The organism is Citrobacter amalonaticus Y19, from assembly GCF_000981805.1.
Lineage (GTDB): Bacteria > Pseudomonadota > Gammaproteobacteria > Enterobacterales > Enterobacteriaceae > Citrobacter_A > Citrobacter_A amalonaticus_C.
This window is the reverse complement of sequence record NZ_CP011132.1, coordinates 116,117-132,784: the sequence shown is the minus strand read 5'-3', so window position 1 is coordinate 132,784 and position 16,668 is coordinate 116,117. Positions and strand designations below refer to the sequence as shown.

The window sequence follows — 16,668 nt, the reverse complement described above, 5'->3', positions numbered from 1 at the left end:
TTTTACCTCTTACGCCAGACGCGGGTTAACTTTTTCTGCATCGATGTTGAATTTGGTAATTGCATCCGCAACCACTTTCTTATCGATTTCGCCACGTTTAGCCAGTTCGCCCAGTGCCGCTACAACCACGTAGGAAGCATCCACTTCGAAGTGGTGACGCAGGTTTTCACGGCTGTCAGAGCGACCGAAACCGTCGGTACCCAGTACACGATAATCATCAGCCGGTACATAAGTACGAACCTGTTCGGCAAACAGTTTCATATAGTCAGTTGAGGCTACAGCCGGCGCGTCGTTCATCACCTGAGCGATGTACGGAACGCGTGGCGTTTCCAGCGGGTGCAGCATGTTCCAGCGCTCACAGTCCTGACCATCACGGGCCAGTTCAGTAAAGGAAGTGACGCTGTACACATCAGAGCCCACGCCGTAGTCTTTCGCCAGGATCTGTGCCGCTTCACGAACGTGACGCAGGATAGAACCGGAGCCCAACAGCTGAACTTTACCTTTGCTACCTTCCAGGGTTTCGAGTTTGTAGATACCTTTACGGATACCTTCCTCAGCACCTTCCGGCATGGCTGGCATGTGGTAGTTTTCGTTCAGCGTGGTGATGTAGTAGTAAACGTTCTCTTGTTTCTCACCGTACATACGCTCCAGACCATCGTGCATGATGACCGCAACTTCGTACGCGTAAGACGGATCGTAAGAGATACAGTTCGGGATAGTCAGAGACTGAATATGGCTGTGACCATCTTCGTGCTGCAAACCTTCGCCGTTCAGCGTTGTACGACCGGACGTCCCGCCAATCAGGAAGCCACGCGCCTGCTGGTCACCTGCTGCCCAGCACAGGTCGCCGATACGCTGGAACCCGAACATGGAGTAGTAGATGTAGAACGGAATCATCGGCAGGTTATTGGTGCTGTAAGAGGTCGCCGCAGCCAGCCAGGAAGACCCTGCGCCCAGCTCGTTGATCCCTTCCTGCAAAATCTGACCTTTCTCGTCTTCTTTGTAGTACGCAACCTGCTCACGGTCCTGCGGGGTGTACTGCTGGCCGTTCGGGCTGTAAATACCAATCTGACGGAACAGACCTTCCATACCGAAAGTACGCGCTTCGTCGGCGATGATCGGAACCAGACGATCTTTGATCGATTTGTTCTTCAGCATCACGTTCAGGGCACGAACGAAAGCGATAGTGGTAGAGATTTCTTTGTTCTGCTCTTCCAGCAGCGCGCCGAAGTCTTCCAGGGTCGGCAGTTCCAGCTTCTCAGTGAAGTTCGGCTGGCGGCTCGGCAGGTAGCCGTGCAGCGCCTGGCGACGTTCGTGCAGATACTTGTGTTCTTCAGAACCTTCCGGGAAGGTAATGTAGGACAGTTTTTCAACCTGCTCGTCAGTAACAGGAACATTGAAACGGTCGCGGATATGACGCACGCCGTCCATGTTCATTTTCTTCACCTGGTGCGCGATGTTTTTACCTTCGGCGGTGTCACCCATGCCGTAACCTTTAATGGTATGGGCCAGGATGACTGTTGCTTTGCCTTTGGTTTCCTGCGCTTTTTTCAGTGCCGCGTAAACTTTCTTCGGATCGTGACCGCCACGGTTCAGCGCCCAGATCTGCTCATCAGTCCAGTCTGCAACCAGTGCTGCGGTTTCCGGGTATTTACCGAAGAAGTGCTCACGAACGTACGCGCCATCTTTGGATTTGAAGGTCTGGTAGTCGCCGTCAACGGTTTCGTTCATCAGTTGGATCAGTTTACCGCTGGTATCTTTACGCAGCAGCTCATCCCAACGACCGCCCCACATCACTTTAATTACGTTCCAGCCAGCGCCCTCGAAGATGCCTTCCAGTTCGTTAACGATTTTGCCGTTACCGGTGACCGGGCCGTCCAGACGCTGCAGGTTACAGTTGATGACGAAGACCAGGTTGTCCAGTTTTTCACGGGTCGCGATGGTGATCGCCCCTTTGGATTCCGGCTCGTCCATTTCACCGTCGCCCAGGAAAGCGTAAACGGTCTGTTTGGAGGTGTCTTTCAGGCCACGGTGTTCCAGATATTTCAGGAATTTAGCCTGATAGATAGCGCCAATTGGGCCCAGCCCCATAGAAACGGTCGGGAACTGCCAGAATTCAGGCATCAGTTTCGGGTGCGGGTAGGAAGACAGGCCATTGCCATGAACTTCCTGACGGAAATTGTCCATCTGCTCTTCAGTCAGACGGCCTTCCAGGAAAGCACGGGCGTAAATGCCCGGAGAGATGTGACCCTGGAAGTAAACCAGGTCGCCGCCATCCTGCTCATTGCGGGCGCGGAAGAAATGGTTGAAGCAAACGTCATACACCGTCGCAGAAGACTGGAAGGATGCCATGTGGCCGCCCAGCTCGAGGTCTTTTTTAGACGCACGCAGCACGGTCATGATGGCGTTCCAACGGATAGCAGAACGAATACGACGCTCCAGCTCCAGATTGCCCGGGTATTCCGGCTCATCTTCAACGGCAATAGTGTTGATGTAATTGCTTGCCCCAGTACCTGCCGCTACTTTCACGCCGCCTTTGCGGGCTTCAGAAAGAAGCTGGTCGATCAGATACTGAGCGCGCTCAACACCTTCTTCACGGATGACCGATTCGATCGCCTGTAGCCAGTCGCGAGTTTCGATCGGATCCACGTCATTTGGGAAACGTTCTGACATGGGGGTATTCCTTATCTATCTAATACGTTGAGTTATCTGGAACCTGTCCCATTGAGTTCTCGCCGGAGAACGCAATAAGACAGGTTCTGCGTTTAGTTGCCGCGCTTTAGATTAGCGCTTGATTTACAACATCTTCTGGCTAACGAGCCACCAGAAAAATCACTAATTCTTTCGCTGTTCCAGACGACGTAAGGCGCGTTCACGACGGCTCTCCTCACGGCTTCGGTCGAGCAGAATTTCTTCGATAAACGCCAGATGGCGATGTGATGCTTCACGCGCCTCTTCTGGCTTACCGGCAATAATCGCTTCGAAAATACGGGTGCGGTGACTACTCACCAACGGAAGCATCTCGCGACGCGAATAGAGCAATTCGAAGTTCTGACGAACGTTCTGGGCCAGCATGGGTTCCATACACCGTAGCAGATGAAGTAAAACCACATTGTGTGCCGCTTCGGTGACAGCAATTTGATACTGGAGGACGGCATCGGACTCGGCATCGCGGTCACCGGACTCTTGCGCCAGTTCAATGGCATGGTGCAGTTCGCGAATGCGTGTTTTGTCTTCATCCGTGCTGCGCAGCGCTGCGTAGTATGCAGCAATGCCTTCCAGCGCATGGCGCGTCTCAAGCAGGTCAAACTGGGATTCAGGATGGTCGGAGAGCAGTTCTACCAGTGGATCGCTAAAGCTCTGCCACAGGCTGCTCTGAACAAAAGTGCCGCCGCCCTGGCGACGAAGCAGCAATCCCTTCGCTTCGAGACGTTGAATCGCCTCACGCAAGGAGGGACGGGAGACGTCGAACTGTTTCGCCAGTTCGCGTTCCGGTGGGAGCTTTTCGCCCGGGCGCAGTGTGCCCTCGAGGATCAAAAACTCCAGCTGTTGCTCAATCACATCGGATAATTTTGGTTGGCGGATTTTGCTGTAGGCCATGATGTCCTGTCTTAAGCCATTTGCCCGAAGTCAATTGGTCTTACCAATTTCATATCTGTGACGCTAAAGTAACAAAGTATTCACCTTATGTCCATACAGGTTTTGATTGAAATCAGTAAACCAGGCACATTTTAACAACATCACAGAAATAACGTTTCAAACATGTAACTATGCACAAATGTTAAATTTACCACCCGAGAGGTAGTTTTAACCTTATTGAAACGAAGAAAAATCCTGGTTGAACCGATTCAGATGCATTTTTATGCATGCATACATCATAAATAGTCATTTATTATTTGGCGGAAGTGTTATCAGGAGGTAAGAGGAGGAACACACAACTGCTCTCTTTTTATTCAACTCGTCATCATCCATTCACAAAGCAGGTGCATTCCCTGCCGCATACCATTATTCTGTTCCGGACAAAAGAGTTTCGGCGACATTTTAAAAATCATTACTGTAAACATAATAATACAACAGACGGAATTGCAAACTTACACACGCATCACTGCGTAGTACAAATAATAATTACTCAAATAGTTCGGGTCGTCTTTGGCGGCAACCTGAAATCTGAAGAGTAAAACCACACACGAGGTTTCATGATGGACAGTCAGCAGCACGGCGAGCAGCTAAAGCGCGGCCTTAAGAACCGCCATATCCAGCTTATCGCGCTGGGCGGCGCGATAGGAACAGGCCTGTTCCTGGGAAGCGCCTCCGTTATCCAGTCCGCAGGCCCCGGTATTATTCTGGGTTATGCGATAGCGGGTTTTATTGCCTTCCTTATTATGCGTCAGTTGGGTGAGATGGTGGTTGAAGAGCCGGTTGCCGGTTCGTTCAGTCACTTTGCCTATAAGTACTGGGGGAGTTTTGCAGGCTTTGCGTCGGGCTGGAACTATTGGGTGCTGTACGTGCTGGTCGCGATGGCGGAACTGACCGCCGTCGGTAAGTACATTCAGTTCTGGTGGCCGGAGATCCCCACCTGGGTTTCGGCAGCCGTCTTCTTTATCGCTATCAACGCCATCAACCTGACCAACGTAAAAGTGTTTGGTGAGATGGAGTTCTGGTTTGCCATCATCAAAGTTATCGCCGTGGTAGCGATGATCCTGTTCGGCGGCTGGCTGCTGTTTAGCGGCAACGGTGGCCCGCAGGCCAGCGTCAGCAACTTGTGGACTCAAGGTGGCTTCCTGCCACATGGCTTCACCGGTCTGGTGATGATGATGGCCATCATCATGTTCTCGTTTGGTGGCCTTGAATTAGTCGGGATCACCGCCGCCGAAGCGGATAACCCGGAGCAAAGCATCCCCAAAGCCACTAACCAGGTTATCTACCGTATTCTGATCTTCTATGTGGGTTCGCTGGCCGTCCTGCTCTCTCTGATGCCATGGACGCGTGTTACCGCTGACGTCAGCCCGTTTGTCCTGATCTTCCACGAACTGGGCGATACCTTTGTGGCAAACGCGCTGAACGTTGTGGTACTGACGGCGGCGCTGTCGGTGTACAACAGCTGCGTTTACTGTAACAGCCGCATGCTGTTTGGTCTGGCGCAACAGGGTAACGCCCCAAAAATCCTGCTCACTATCGACAAACGCGGCGTACCGGTGAATACCATCATCGTCTCGGCGCTGGTGACGGCACTGTGCGTGTTGATCAACTACATGGCGCCGGAATCCGCCTTCGGTCTGCTGATGGCGCTGGTGGTCTCCGCACTGGTGATAAACTGGGCGATGATCAGTCTTGCGCACATCAAGTTCCGCCGCGCCAAACAGCAACAAGGTGTGAAGACTCGCTTCCCGGCGCTGTTCTACCCGTTGGGTAACTGGGTCTGCCTGCTCTTCATGGCGGCCGTACTGGTGATTATGCTGATAACGCCGGGTATGGCGATTTCGGTCTACCTGATCCCGGTATGGCTGGTTGTTTTAGGTATCGGTTACCTGTGCAAACAGAAAACCGCAAAGACGGCGAAAGCGCATTAATCCCTCTGACCCTCACCCGTCCAGGGTGAGGGTTGTTACCTGCCTCACACTTTTCCCCCTGTAGCCATTTCGTCCATGTTCGCGGCGCTATCCTGCAACGCAAATAATCAATAGCAGACGAATAATTATTTCCATCACCTTGATGGAGAGACATCGCAATGGATACAGGTAAACTGTCGGTAAGAGAAAAGATTGGGTATGGCATGGGCGATGCCGGATGCAACATCATCTTTGGCGCTATCATGCTGTTTGTGAACTATTTTTACACAGATATTTTTGGTCTCGCCCCGGCGCTAGTAGGCGTATTATTACTGTCAGTACGCGTTATTGATGCCGTTACCGACCCCATCATGGGCGCCATTGCCGATCGGACGCAAAGTAAATATGGCCGTTTTCGTCCGTGGCTATTGTGGATTGCCTTCCCCTACGCGCTGTTCAGCATTCTGATGTTCACCACCCCGGAGTGGACTTATAACAGCAAGGTTATCTATGCGTTTGTCACTTACTTCCTGTTATCGATTACCTACACGGCAATCAATATTCCTTACTGCTCGCTGGGCGGCGTGATCACCAACGACCCGAAAGAGCGCGTGGCCTGTCAGTCTTACCGCTTTGTGTTGGTCGGCATCGCAACATTGCTGCTGTCGCTCACCCTGCTGCCCATGGTTGACTGGTTTGGCGGTGATAACAAAGCGAAGGGCTATCAACTGGCGATGACCGTGCTGGCCATTATCGGCATGTGCATGTTCCTGTTTTGTTTTGCCACCGTTCGCGAGCGTGTGCGCCCTGCCGTTCCCACCCACGACGACATGAGGAATGACTTCAAAGACGTGTGGAAAAACGATCAGTGGGTACGCATTCTGCTGCTGACGCTGTGCAACGTCTGTCCAGGCTTCATCCGTATGGCGGCAACCATGTACTACGTCACCTGGGTTATGGGGCAAAGCACCCACTTCGCCACGCTTTTTATCAGCCTCGGCGTTGTTGGCATGATGATCGGCAGCGTGCTGGCGAAAGTGCTGACTGACCGCTGGTGTAAGCTGAAGGTGTTCTTCTGGACCAACATCGCGCTGGCCCTTTTCTCAAGCGCGTTTTACTTCTTCGATCCCAAAGCCACGATGATGATTGTGGCGCTCTACTTCCTGCTCAATATTCTGCATCAGATCCCGTCGCCGCTGCACTGGTCGCTGATGGCGGATGTTGACGACTACGGCGAATGGAAAACGGGCAAGCGTATTACCGGTATCAGCTTCTCGGGCAACCTGTTCTTCCTGAAGCTCGGTCTGGCGATTGCCGGCGCGATGGTCGGTTTCCTGCTCTCGTGGTACGGCTACGATGCAGGGGCAAAAGCACAAAGCGATTCCGCCATCAACGGCATCGTGTTGCTCTTTACCGTGATTCCGGGTGTCGGCTACCTGATTACCGCCGGCGTGGTGCGTCTGCTGAAAGTTGACCGCGAACTGATGAAACAGATTCAGGACGATCTGGAAAAACGCCGCACCAACTACCGCGAACTCAATGATTATCAGGATCTGAAAGCCACTGAAACCGTAAGGAAAGCCTGATGCAAAACTGGCCCAACCCGTTTATTGAACAACGCGCCGATCCGTTTATCCTGCGCGACGGCAGTGACTACTATTTTATTGCCTCAGTGCCGGAATATGACCGGCTGGAAATCCGCCGGGCGGATTCACTGGAAGGATTGCGCACGGCAACGCCCGTTGTTGTCTGGCGCAAACCCGAACAGGGTCCGATGAGCGAACTGATCTGGGCACCGGAAATTCATCACCTCGACGGCAGGTGGATAATCTACTTTGCCGCCGCCCCTACTCAGGCGCTCGATAAACTGGGTATGTTTCAGCACCGGATGTACGCGCTGGAGTGCACGAATACCGATCCACTCACCGGACACTGGGTCGAAAAAGGTCAGGTGAAAACACCGTTTGATACCTTTGCGCTCGATGCCACAACGTTCCGCCATCAGGGAAAGCAATGGTATCTGTGGGCGCAAAAATCGCCCGATATCACCGGTAACTCCAACATTTATCTGGCGGAACTGGACAATCCCTGGACGATTAAAGGCCAGCCGGTGATGCTCAGCAAACCGGAGTACGACTGGGAGTGTCGGGGTTTTTGGGTCAATGAGGGGCCAGCTGTGTTAACTCACGGTGACAGGCTGTTCATCAGCTACTCCGCAAGCGCCACGGACGAAAACTACTGCATGGGATTGTTATGGATAGATATCCACGCCGATCCGCTGAATCCGGCAAACTGGCACAAATCCCCACAGCCAGTGTTTACTACCAGCAGGGAAAATCGTCAGTATGGGCCCGGGCACAACAGCTTTACCCAAACACCGGAGGGCGATGACGTGCTGGTGTATCACGCACGCAACTATACTGAAATTGAAGGCGATCCGCTCTACGATCCTAATCGCCATACCCGTCTTAAACTGATTCGTTGGGATGAAAACGGGATGCCAGACTTCGGCATCCCGCCCGCGGATACGCTTTAAGAGATTGCCCGGTAGCCTGTTGTTTACCGGGCGTCCTGCCGATACGTTAAATCAACGTGCCGTAAATGGTCAGCACGGCAATCACCACCACTAAGGCAAACGACGTTTTCTTCGCCATAGAAACCGCCGCTTTCGGCGTTTCAACCTTATCGGTATGCGGCTCACGCGCCAGTGAGAACTGCGCCAGGCGCGTTAATACCTGATACTGCGAGGTGTGCAAATCCGCCAGCGAAGCAAACCACGCGGGCAACGCTTTTTCGCCATGGCCGATCAGGGCATACACCACGCCCGCCAGACGTACCGGGATCCAGTCCAGAACATGAAGAATGGCATCGATACCGGACTGTAAACGCTCATGCGGCGTCTGATAACGCGCCAGCCAGGACTGCCACGAACGCAGGAAGGCGTAGCCCACCAGCAGTACCGGCCCCCACGGACCGCCGACGATCAGCCAGAACAACGGTGCGATATAGAAACGGAAGTTGATCCACAGCAGCGCGTTTTGCAGTTCACGCAAAAACTCACGCTCATTGCAATCCGGTGGGACGCCATGAATCATCGTCAGTTCGCTGGCCATCGCCGTTCGGGCATGCGCATCATCGCGCGCCGCCGCGTTAAGATAGGCATGATAGTGCATCCGCACTTTACCCGCGCCGATACACAGTAGCCCGATCAGAATCCACGCCACGACCGTCGGTACATTAAATAACAGACCTTCCAGCGCGCGTAGCAACAGGAACGTGACCACCATCGCGATGATCATCATCCCCAGCGTTCGCGTCACCGAGAAGCGTTTGACCCGGCGGAAAAAAGCGTCTAAACGGTGATCGAACTGCCAGTGTTCGCCCAGCTTAAACAGGCGCTCGACGAGCAGCACCAGTAATGTCGTAAATAGCGTCATGTCATCTCCTTATCTGACGAGGCGGTGACCAGTGCGCGAAACCTTGCCCAGTCAAAAGCCGGACCGGGATCGGTCTTACGCTCAGGCGCAATATCGCAGTGCCCGGTTATGTTGTCGGCAACGGCCGGGTAAATCTTTATCAAAACACGCGTGACGGCTGCCAGTTGTTGGTACTGAGCATCGGTGTAGGCCAGCGTATCGGTCCCTTCCAGCTCAATGCCAATCGAAAAATCATTGCAGCGTTCACGCCCATGATAGCTCGACACACCGGCATGCCACGCACGCTTATCGAAAGGAACATACTGAACGATTTCGCCATCGCGGCGAATCAGACAATGGGCGGAAACGCGAAGGTGCGCAATGTCGGCAAAAAAAGGATGGGCGTTGGGATCAATCGTTCCGGTGAATAGTGCGTCAATCCACGGACCGCCAAATTCGCCGGGCGGCAGGCTGATATTGTGCACCACCAGCAAAGAAGGGACTTCATCATCCGGGCGGCAATCGTAATGCGGAGAAGGAACGCGACGCGCTTCTGCCAGCCAGCCCTTGTCTAACAACATGCTGAATCTCCTTTTGAGTGGTGCTTATAGCCGCTTCAGAGTAGCATGTTTCTACCTTATGATTCGTTAGCAATTTGGAGTTTTCTCATGCCGCCTCGCCGCTATAACCCTGACTACCGACGTGACGCGCTGTTGGAACGTATTAACCTGGATATCCCAAACGTTGTCGCCCAGGCGCTGCGTGAAGATTTAGGCGGTGAAGTGGATGCCAGCAACGATATTACGGCTCAACTGTTACCGGAGAACGCCCGTTCTCATGCCACCGTCATCACCCGTGAAGACGGCATTTTTTGTGGCAAACGCTGGGTCGAAGAGGTCTTTATTCAACTGGCTGGCGACGATGTCAGTATCCACTGGCATGTGGAAGACGGCGACAGCATCAAGGCGAATCAACCACTGTTTGAGCTGGACGGTCCCTCTCGCGTGTTACTGACCGGCGAGCGCACCGCGCTGAACTTCGTGCAGACCCTGTCAGGTGTCGCCAGCGAAGTGCGTAAGTACGTTGATATCCTGGCGGGCACAAAGACCCAACTGCTGGACACGCGTAAAACCCTGCCGGGGCTGCGTACCGCGCTGAAATATGCCGTGCTCTGCGGCGGCGGCGCGAATCATCGTCTGGGTCTTTCCGATGCGTTCCTGATCAAAGAGAACCACATTATTGCTTCCGGCTCAGTGCGTCAGGCTGTTGAGAAAGCTTTCTGGCTGCATCCGGATGTGCCTGTGGAAGTCGAAGTTGAAAATCTGGATGAACTGGATGACGCGCTGAAAGCCGGTGCCGACATCATCATGCTGGACAACTTTGAAACGGAGCAAATGCGTGAAGCCGTCAAACGGACCAACGGCCAGGCGCGGCTGGAAGTGTCTGGCAACGTGACCAACGAAACGCTGCGTGAATTTGCTGAAACCGGCGTCGACTTTATCTCAGTTGGCGCACTCACCAAGCATCTCCGGGCGCTCGACCTGTCCATGCGCTTCGCTAACGCGTAATCTTTATACGGCCCGATAATGAGCTGTTTATCGGGCCAGCCTGTCCTTTTCAATCGCTAAAATCCTCGTCGTGCCTCGCAATCTCATTGCTTACCACTGCAAACCGATAACATTCCTCTGAACCCGCCTTCCCGATTCATTTTTTGCCGCTCGCCCGCCGCCCCCGCGTTTGCCAAAGTGACATCCACTCACTCAAGGAGCGAACAATGGATAAACAACGCGGATTTACTCTTATTGAACTGATGGTCGTAATCGGCATTATCGCTATCCTCAGCGCCATCGGCATTCCGGCCTATCAGAACTATCTGCGCAAGGCGGCGCTGACCGACATGCTGCAAACTTTTGTCCCCTACCGCACCGCCGTCGAACTCTGCGCCCTGGAGCATGGCGGTACGGATACCTGCGACGCAGGCGTCAACGGCATTCCCTCGGCAACGACGACACGCTATGTCTCGGAAATGAGCATTGAGAATGGGGTAGTTTCGCTTACCGGCCAGGAAAGTCTGAACGGGCTTAGCGTCATCATGACGCCAGGGTGGGACAAAGCAGATGGCATTACGGGCTGGACGCGTAACTGCAATACCCAAAATGACAGCGCGTTAAAACAGGCCTGCGAAGACGTCTTTCGCTTTGATAGCCACTAAGGAAGCGCCATGAACACGACGCAACTCAGCGCGCTATGTCAGCGCTACCAGGGGATATTACTGGATGCCAACAACGATGCGGTACACATTGCCGTCGAAGATGCCCCTTCTCATGAACTGCTGGACGCCCTGCATTTCGCCACGACTCGCCGCATTGAGATTGCCTGCTGGACGCGTCAGCAAATGGAGCAACACCAGCATCAGTCCTCACCCACGCTGCCGTCCGTGGTTCCTGAAAGCAGCGTCAGCGCCGCAGTTTTGCTGGATAAAACATTACAGAGCGCGCTGGCGAAACGGGCCTCAGACATCCACATAGAACCCGCAGAGCATCACGTTCGCCTCCGCTTACGGGTGGACGGCGTGCTGCATAGCTTACCCGATATCGCCAAAGAGACCGGCATTGCCCTGACAGCACGCCTGAAAGTGTTAAGCCATCTGGATATTGCGGAGCATCGCCTACCACAGGATGGGCAATTCGCCGTTGAGCTGAACGGCGCTGCCGTCTCGTTTCGTATCGCCACGCTTCCCTGCCGTTATGGCGAAAAAGTAGTGCTGCGGTTGCTGCATCAGGTGAATCAGGCACTGGATGTCTCCATGCTGGGTATGCACGACACGCAGCTCTCTGCCTTTATCAACGCCCTGCAACAGCCACAAGGGCTGATCCTTGTCACCGGTCCCACGGGCAGCGGTAAAACCGTAACCCTTTATAGCGCATTACAAACACGGAATGCGCCGGAGGTGAACCTGTGTAGCGTTGAAGATCCCGTGGAAATTCCCCTCGACGGTATCAATCAGACGCAGATCCATCCGCGTGCCGGGCTCACCTTTCAGGGCGTATTGCGGGCACTGCTACGTCAGGATCCCGATGTCATCATGGTGGGCGAGATCCGCGACGGCGAAACCGCAGAAATTGCCATTAAAGCCGCACAGACCGGGCATCTGGTGCTTTCCACGCTGCATACCAACTCAACCTGCGAAGCGCTGGTGCGCTTGCAGCAGATGGGCGTGGCGCGCTGGATGCTCTCTTCCGCGTTGACCTTAGTGGTCGCGCAGCGACTGGTCAGAAAACTGTGTCCACACTGCCGCCGACTTGGCGACGATCCCATCCGCTTACCGCCCGCATGGTATCCAACGCCACTGCCCCGCTGGCAGGCGGTTGGCTGCGAACACTGCTATCACGGATTTTACGGTCGCGCAGCGCTGTTTGAACTGCTCGCGATCACCGCCGAACTGCGTCATCAGATTGCCAACGACACCTCAGCAGCAACCTTAGAAACCCATGCGAAACGGGCAGGAATGAGCACCCTCTTTGAAAGCGGGTGTCGCGCCGTCGATCAAGGACTGACGACCTTTGAAGAACTGGTGCGCATTCTGGGTATGCCAGATGATCACTAAAAAGCTGTGGTACTGGCAGGGAATGCATCGTGATGGACTGGCCGGGGAAGGAACCTGCTGGGCAGAAAATCGGCTCCTGCTGATGCGGGAACTGGAACAGCGTCAGGTAACGCCTCTGCGCGTGAAATCTCTACGCGTAAAGCGTGCGCTCTGGCGCAGTAACCAATGTACGGAAGTCATTCACCAACTCGCGACGCTGCTAAAAGCGGGGCTAACGCTCTCCGAAGCGCTGGAACTGCTTGCCGGACAGCAACCCAGTAAACAGTGGCAAGCACTGTTAGGGAGCCTTGCGCACGAACTGGAACACGGTATGCCGCTTTCCAGCGCGCTGGCGCAGTGGCCTGACGTTTTTCCGCCGCTGTACCAGGCGATGATACGCACCGGTGAACTGACCGGGAAACTGGATGAGTGCTGCTTTGAACTCGCCCGACAGCAAAAGGCGCAAAAGCAGCTAACCGATAAGGTCAAAAAAGCGCTGCGTTACCCCATCATTATTTTAACGATGGCGGTGATGGTGGTGCTGGCAATGCTCCATTTTGTTCTGCCAGAATTTGCCGCCATTTACCGAACCTTTAACACGCCGCTGCCTGCGCTCACCCAGGGGATCATCACGTTTGCCGACTGGAGTCAACGCTGGGGCGGGCTGATTGTCCTGATGACCATCATTCTGATTGCGGCCAACAGTCTGCTGAGCCGAAAGCCCGGCTGGCAAATTCTGCGCCAGCGCGGCTTACTTCGCATGCCCGTGATGGGAGAGCTGATCAGAGGCCAGAAGCTCACGCAAATCTTTACCATCCTCGCGTTGACGCAGACGGCGGGGATCGCATTTTTACCCGCGCTTGAGAGCGTGAAAGAGACCATTCAATGTCCCTACTGGGCACGACGTCTGGCACAGGTACAGCACGATATCAGTACCGGCGTTCCCGTCTGGCAGGCACTCAAAAACGCGGAAGAATTTAGCCCGCTGTGTCTGCAACTGGTCAGAACAGGCGAAGCCTCTGGCTCGCTGGATACCATGCTGCGCAATCTCGCCCGACATCATGATGAACATACTCAGGCAATGGCTGATAATCTGGCGGCGTTACTGGAACCGGCGCTGCTGGTAATTACCGGGCTTATCATCGGCACGCTGGTCGTGGCGATGTATTTGCCAATTTTTCATCTGGGCGATGCGATGAGTGGAGTGGGATAACGAAGGGACGTCGAAAGCAGAACTGGCGCTGAATACAGCGCCAGTACAGGAGGTTACAGGCTATTGAAAACGCGGTTTTCTTGTTCCTGAACCCGGATAAACGTCGTACGTTTGGTCAGTTCTTTCAGACGAGAGGCACCGACGTAGGTGCAGGCAGAACGCAGGCCGCCAAGAATATCACGCGCGGTGTTTTCCACCGGACCACGCAGCGGCAGCTTGACGGTTTTCCCTTCCGCCGCACGATACTGCGCAACGCCGCCGACATGACGGGTCATAGCGGATTCGGAACTCATGCCGTAGAACAGCATGAATTTTTCGCCGTTTTCTTCAACGACTTTACCGCCGCTCTCTTCGTGACCGGCCAGCATACCGCCGAGCATCACGAAATCTGCGCCGCCGCCGAACGCTTTCGCCACATCGCCAGGCATGGTGCAACCACCATCACTGACAATCATCCCGCCCAGGCCATGCGCCGCATCAGCACATTCAATCACCGCAGACAGTTGCGGATAACCGACACCGGTTTTCACACGGGTGGTGCAGACGGAACCCGGACCAATCCCGACTTTAACGATATCCGCGCCAGACAGAACCAGTTCTTCACACATTTCGCCCGTCACCACGTTACCGGCGCAAATGGTCTTGGTCGGCCAGGCTTCACGTGCTTTCGACACGAACTGAACGAAGTGTTCAGAGTAGCCGTTTGCGACATCGATGCAGACAAAATTCAGTGCCGGATTCAGCGCCAGAATCTGTTGGGTCTTTTCGAAATCCGCATCAGACGTACCGGTAGAGACCATGACGTGCTTGAGCACATCAGCTGACGCCGCGCCAACAAAGGCCGCCCAGTCTTCAACGGTATAATGCTTATGAACGGCGGTCAGAACGTCGAAAGAGGCGAGAGCCGTTGCCATCGCGAATGTTCCGACGGTATCCATGTTTGCCGCAATAACAGGAACGCCGGACCAGGTCTGACCTGAATGTTTAAAGGTGAATTGACGTTCCAGCTCAACATCGGAACGACTTTTAAGGGTAGAACGCTTAGGGCGGATTAGAACGTCTTTAAAACCTAACTTCAGATCTTCTTCAATACGCATGTGCGGATTCCTGGGGTTAAGGGCTATTAGTATGAGAGCGCAACTCCAGTGACGTTATCATACGCACTAATCAATGCCGCGCAAGACTGCGAAATTCTCTTTTTTTACGCTACAATCCCATAAATTTACCTGGCGAATGACAGGCATGTCCGAAATCATCATCGCCAGTGCACGTTCAAACTTTAACCAATTGATTATCAAAGTGAATTCCCGGGAAGCGAGCTTATGAGGTATACAGTAGCCTTAACTGGCGGCATTGGCAGTGGTAAAAGCACTGTTGCGAATGCCTTTGCTGACCTCGGAATTCAGATAATTGATGCAGATATTATTGCCCGTCAGGTCGTTGAACCGGGCAAGCCTGCGCTGGATGCGATTGCAGAACATTTTGGCCCGGAGCTCATTACCGCAGACGGTACGCTGCATCGCCGTCTGCTTCGCGAACGGATTTTTGCCCGTCCGCAAGAGAAAGCCTGGCTCAATGCCTTGCTTCATCCGCTCATCCAGCAGGAGACCCGACGTCAGTTTCAGCAGGCGACGTCTGCGTATGTGCTGTGGGTAGTGCCATTACTGGTTGAAAATGGCCTTTATCGTCAGGCAAATCGCGTGCTCGTGGTCGATGTTACCGTCGAGACACAGCTTTCCCGGACCATGCAGCGCGACGACGTTACGCGCGCGCACGTTGAACAGATTCTCGCTGCCCAGGCGTCGCGTGAAGCGCGCCTTGCCGTGGCAGACGATGTTATTGATAATAATGGCGCACCAGATTCCATCATGTCGGATGTCGCCCGCCTGCACGCACGTTATCTCCAGCTTGCGTCGCAGTTTGTCTCACAGGAAAAACCGTAATGCACACCCAGGTCCTTTTTGAACACCCACTCAATGAGAAGATGCGCACGTGGTTGCGCATTGAGTTTCTGATTCAACAGCTCTCTTCCCGCTTACCGATCGCAGATCATTCAGATGCCCTGCACTTCTTTCGTAATGCCGGAGATTTGTTGGACGTATTCGAACGTGGTGAAGTGCGTACAGAATTACTGAAAGAGCTTGAGCGCCAGCAGCGTAAACTTCAGGCATGGATGGAAGTGCCGGGCGTCGACCAGAGCCGTATTGATGCACTGCGCCAGCAGTTAAAAACGGCTGGCAGTATTTTGATTTCCGCGCCACGCATGGGGCAATTTTTGCGTGAGGACCGGCTGATTGCCCTGGTTCGCCAGCGTCTGAGCATTCCTGGCGGATGCTGTAGCTTTGATTTACCGACGCTGCATATCTGGCTGCATATGCCGCAGGCGCAGCGCGATGCACAGGTTGATAGCTGGCTTGCCAGTCTGAACCCGCTGAACCAGGCGCTGACCCTGATCCTTGATCTCATTCGCAACTCGGCACCGTTTCGTAAACAAACCAGCCTGAACGGGTTTTATCAGGATAACGGGGAGGACGCGGATTTACTGCGCCTGCAGTTGCCGCTGGGTTTACAGCTTTATCCGCAAATTTCCGGCCACAAAAGCCGTTTTGCGATCCGTTTTATGCCGCTCGATAGCGACAATGGCGTGGTACCAGAGCGCCTCGATTTCGAACTGGCCTGCTGTTAAGGAGTTAAAATGTCAGAGACGTTCACCGTAAACTGCCCCACCTGCGGCAAAACGGTTGTATGGGGTGAAGTCAGTCCATTCCGCCCATTTTGTTGCAAACGTTGCCAGTTGATCGATTTAGGCGAATGGGCCGCTGAAGAAAAACGCATTGCCAGCAGTAGTGATTTGTCCGATAGCGACGACTGGAGCGAAACGAAAGAGTAAGCACAGACGGTGTG

At 54.0% G+C, this 16,668-nt stretch carries 15 protein-coding genes; 10 read left to right on the top strand and 5 right to left on the bottom strand.

Going from position 1 to position 16,668, the window contains the following annotated elements:
• Positions 1-9: 9 nt before the first annotated feature.
• Together aceE and pdhR are read right to left on the bottom strand one after the other, a co-directional pair.
• Positions 10-2,673, bottom strand: coding sequence for a pyruvate dehydrogenase (acetyl-transferring), homodimeric type (gene aceE / locus F384_RS00575; protein WP_046475539.1), 2,664 nt, complete (start codon positions 2,671-2,673; stop codon positions 10-12).
• A 162-nt stretch (positions 2,674-2,835) separates the two neighbouring features.
• The gene (gene pdhR, locus F384_RS00570; protein WP_046475536.1) at positions 2,836-3,600 is read right to left on the bottom strand and encodes a pyruvate dehydrogenase complex transcriptional repressor PdhR; all 765 of its coding nucleotides are present in this window, start codon (positions 3,598-3,600) and stop codon (positions 2,836-2,838) included.
• Between the two features lie 596 nt (positions 3,601-4,196).
• Here pdhR and aroP point away from each other — a divergent pair.
• The 3 genes from aroP (at position 4,197) to F384_RS00555 (ending at position 8,085) form a co-directional block, all read left to right on the top strand.
• Positions 4,197-5,570 (top strand): aromatic amino acid transporter AroP, encoded by a 1,374-nt coding sequence (gene aroP / locus F384_RS00565; protein ID WP_162200226.1) that lies wholly within the window; start codon positions 4,197-4,199, stop codon positions 5,568-5,570.
• Positions 5,571-5,728: 158 nt separating this feature from the next.
• Complete coding sequence (locus F384_RS00560) at positions 5,729-7,135, top strand: glycoside-pentoside-hexuronide (GPH):cation symporter (protein WP_046475531.1); 1,407 nt, start codon at positions 5,729-5,731, stop codon at positions 7,133-7,135.
• Positions 7,135-8,085 carry a family 43 glycosylhydrolase gene (locus tag F384_RS00555; RefSeq protein WP_046475530.1) on the top strand — a complete coding sequence of 317 codons (951 nt, stop codon included), beginning with the start codon at positions 7,135-7,137 and terminating at the stop codon, positions 8,083-8,085. The genes F384_RS00560 and F384_RS00555 overlap by 1 nt, the downstream gene beginning before the upstream one ends.
• A gap of 46 nt (positions 8,086-8,131) precedes the next feature.
• On the opposite strand, the gene ampE is transcribed toward F384_RS00555, so the two are convergent.
• Together ampE and ampD are read right to left on the bottom strand one after the other, a co-directional pair.
• On the bottom strand, positions 8,132-8,986 hold the full coding sequence (gene ampE, locus F384_RS00550) for a beta-lactamase regulator AmpE (protein WP_046475527.1): 855 nt from the start codon (positions 8,984-8,986) through the stop codon (positions 8,132-8,134).
• Entirely contained in the window at positions 8,983-9,546 is a 564-nt protein-coding gene (gene ampD, locus F384_RS00545) for a 1,6-anhydro-N-acetylmuramyl-L-alanine amidase AmpD (protein WP_046475524.1), read from the bottom strand. The genes ampE and ampD overlap by 4 nt, the downstream gene beginning before the upstream one ends.
• A gap of 87 nt (positions 9,547-9,633) precedes the next feature.
• Between ampD and nadC the strand changes: the two genes are divergently transcribed.
• From nadC to hofC, 4 genes are all read left to right on the top strand, one after another.
• Entirely contained in the window at positions 9,634-10,533 is a 900-nt protein-coding gene (gene nadC, locus F384_RS00540) for a carboxylating nicotinate-nucleotide diphosphorylase (RefSeq protein WP_046475522.1), read from the top strand.
• A gap of 206 nt (positions 10,534-10,739) precedes the next feature.
• Entirely contained in the window at positions 10,740-11,177 is a 438-nt protein-coding gene (ppdD, locus tag F384_RS00535) for a prepilin peptidase-dependent pilin (protein ID WP_046475519.1), read from the top strand.
• 9 nt (positions 11,178-11,186) lie between these two features.
• The gene (gspE, locus tag F384_RS00530) at positions 11,187-12,572 is read left to right on the top strand and encodes a type II secretion system protein GspE (protein WP_046475516.1); all 1,386 of its coding nucleotides are present in this window, start codon (positions 11,187-11,189) and stop codon (positions 12,570-12,572) included.
• Positions 12,562-13,764: a protein transport protein HofC gene (gene hofC / locus F384_RS00525; protein ID WP_046475514.1), complete on the top strand. Its 1,203-nt coding sequence runs from the start codon at positions 12,562-12,564 to the stop codon at positions 13,762-13,764. Before gspE ends, hofC begins: the two co-directional genes overlap by 11 nt.
• Positions 13,765-13,817: 53 nt before the next feature.
• Here hofC and F384_RS00520 read toward each other — a convergent pair whose 3' ends face one another.
• Entirely contained in the window at positions 13,818-14,861 is a 1,044-nt protein-coding gene (locus F384_RS00520; protein ID WP_046475511.1) for a GMP reductase, read from the bottom strand.
• Between the two features lie 225 nt (positions 14,862-15,086).
• Here F384_RS00520 and coaE point away from each other — a divergent pair, with 225 nt between their 5' ends.
• From coaE to yacG, 3 genes are read left to right on the top strand one after another with little or no spacing between them, the layout of a single operon-like run.
• Positions 15,087-15,707 carry a dephospho-CoA kinase gene (gene coaE, locus F384_RS00515; RefSeq protein WP_046475508.1) on the top strand — a complete coding sequence of 207 codons (621 nt, stop codon included), beginning with the start codon at positions 15,087-15,089 and terminating at the stop codon, positions 15,705-15,707.
• Entirely contained in the window at positions 15,707-16,450 is a 744-nt protein-coding gene (gene zapD, locus F384_RS00510) for a cell division protein ZapD (RefSeq protein ID WP_046475505.1), read from the top strand. Before coaE ends, zapD begins: the two co-directional genes overlap by 1 nt.
• 9 nt (positions 16,451-16,459) lie before the next feature.
• Positions 16,460-16,654, top strand: a complete 195-nt coding sequence (yacG, locus tag F384_RS00505) for a DNA gyrase inhibitor YacG (protein WP_046475503.1) — start codon at positions 16,460-16,462, stop codon at positions 16,652-16,654.
• The last annotated feature ends 14 nt before the right edge of the window (positions 16,655-16,668 follow it).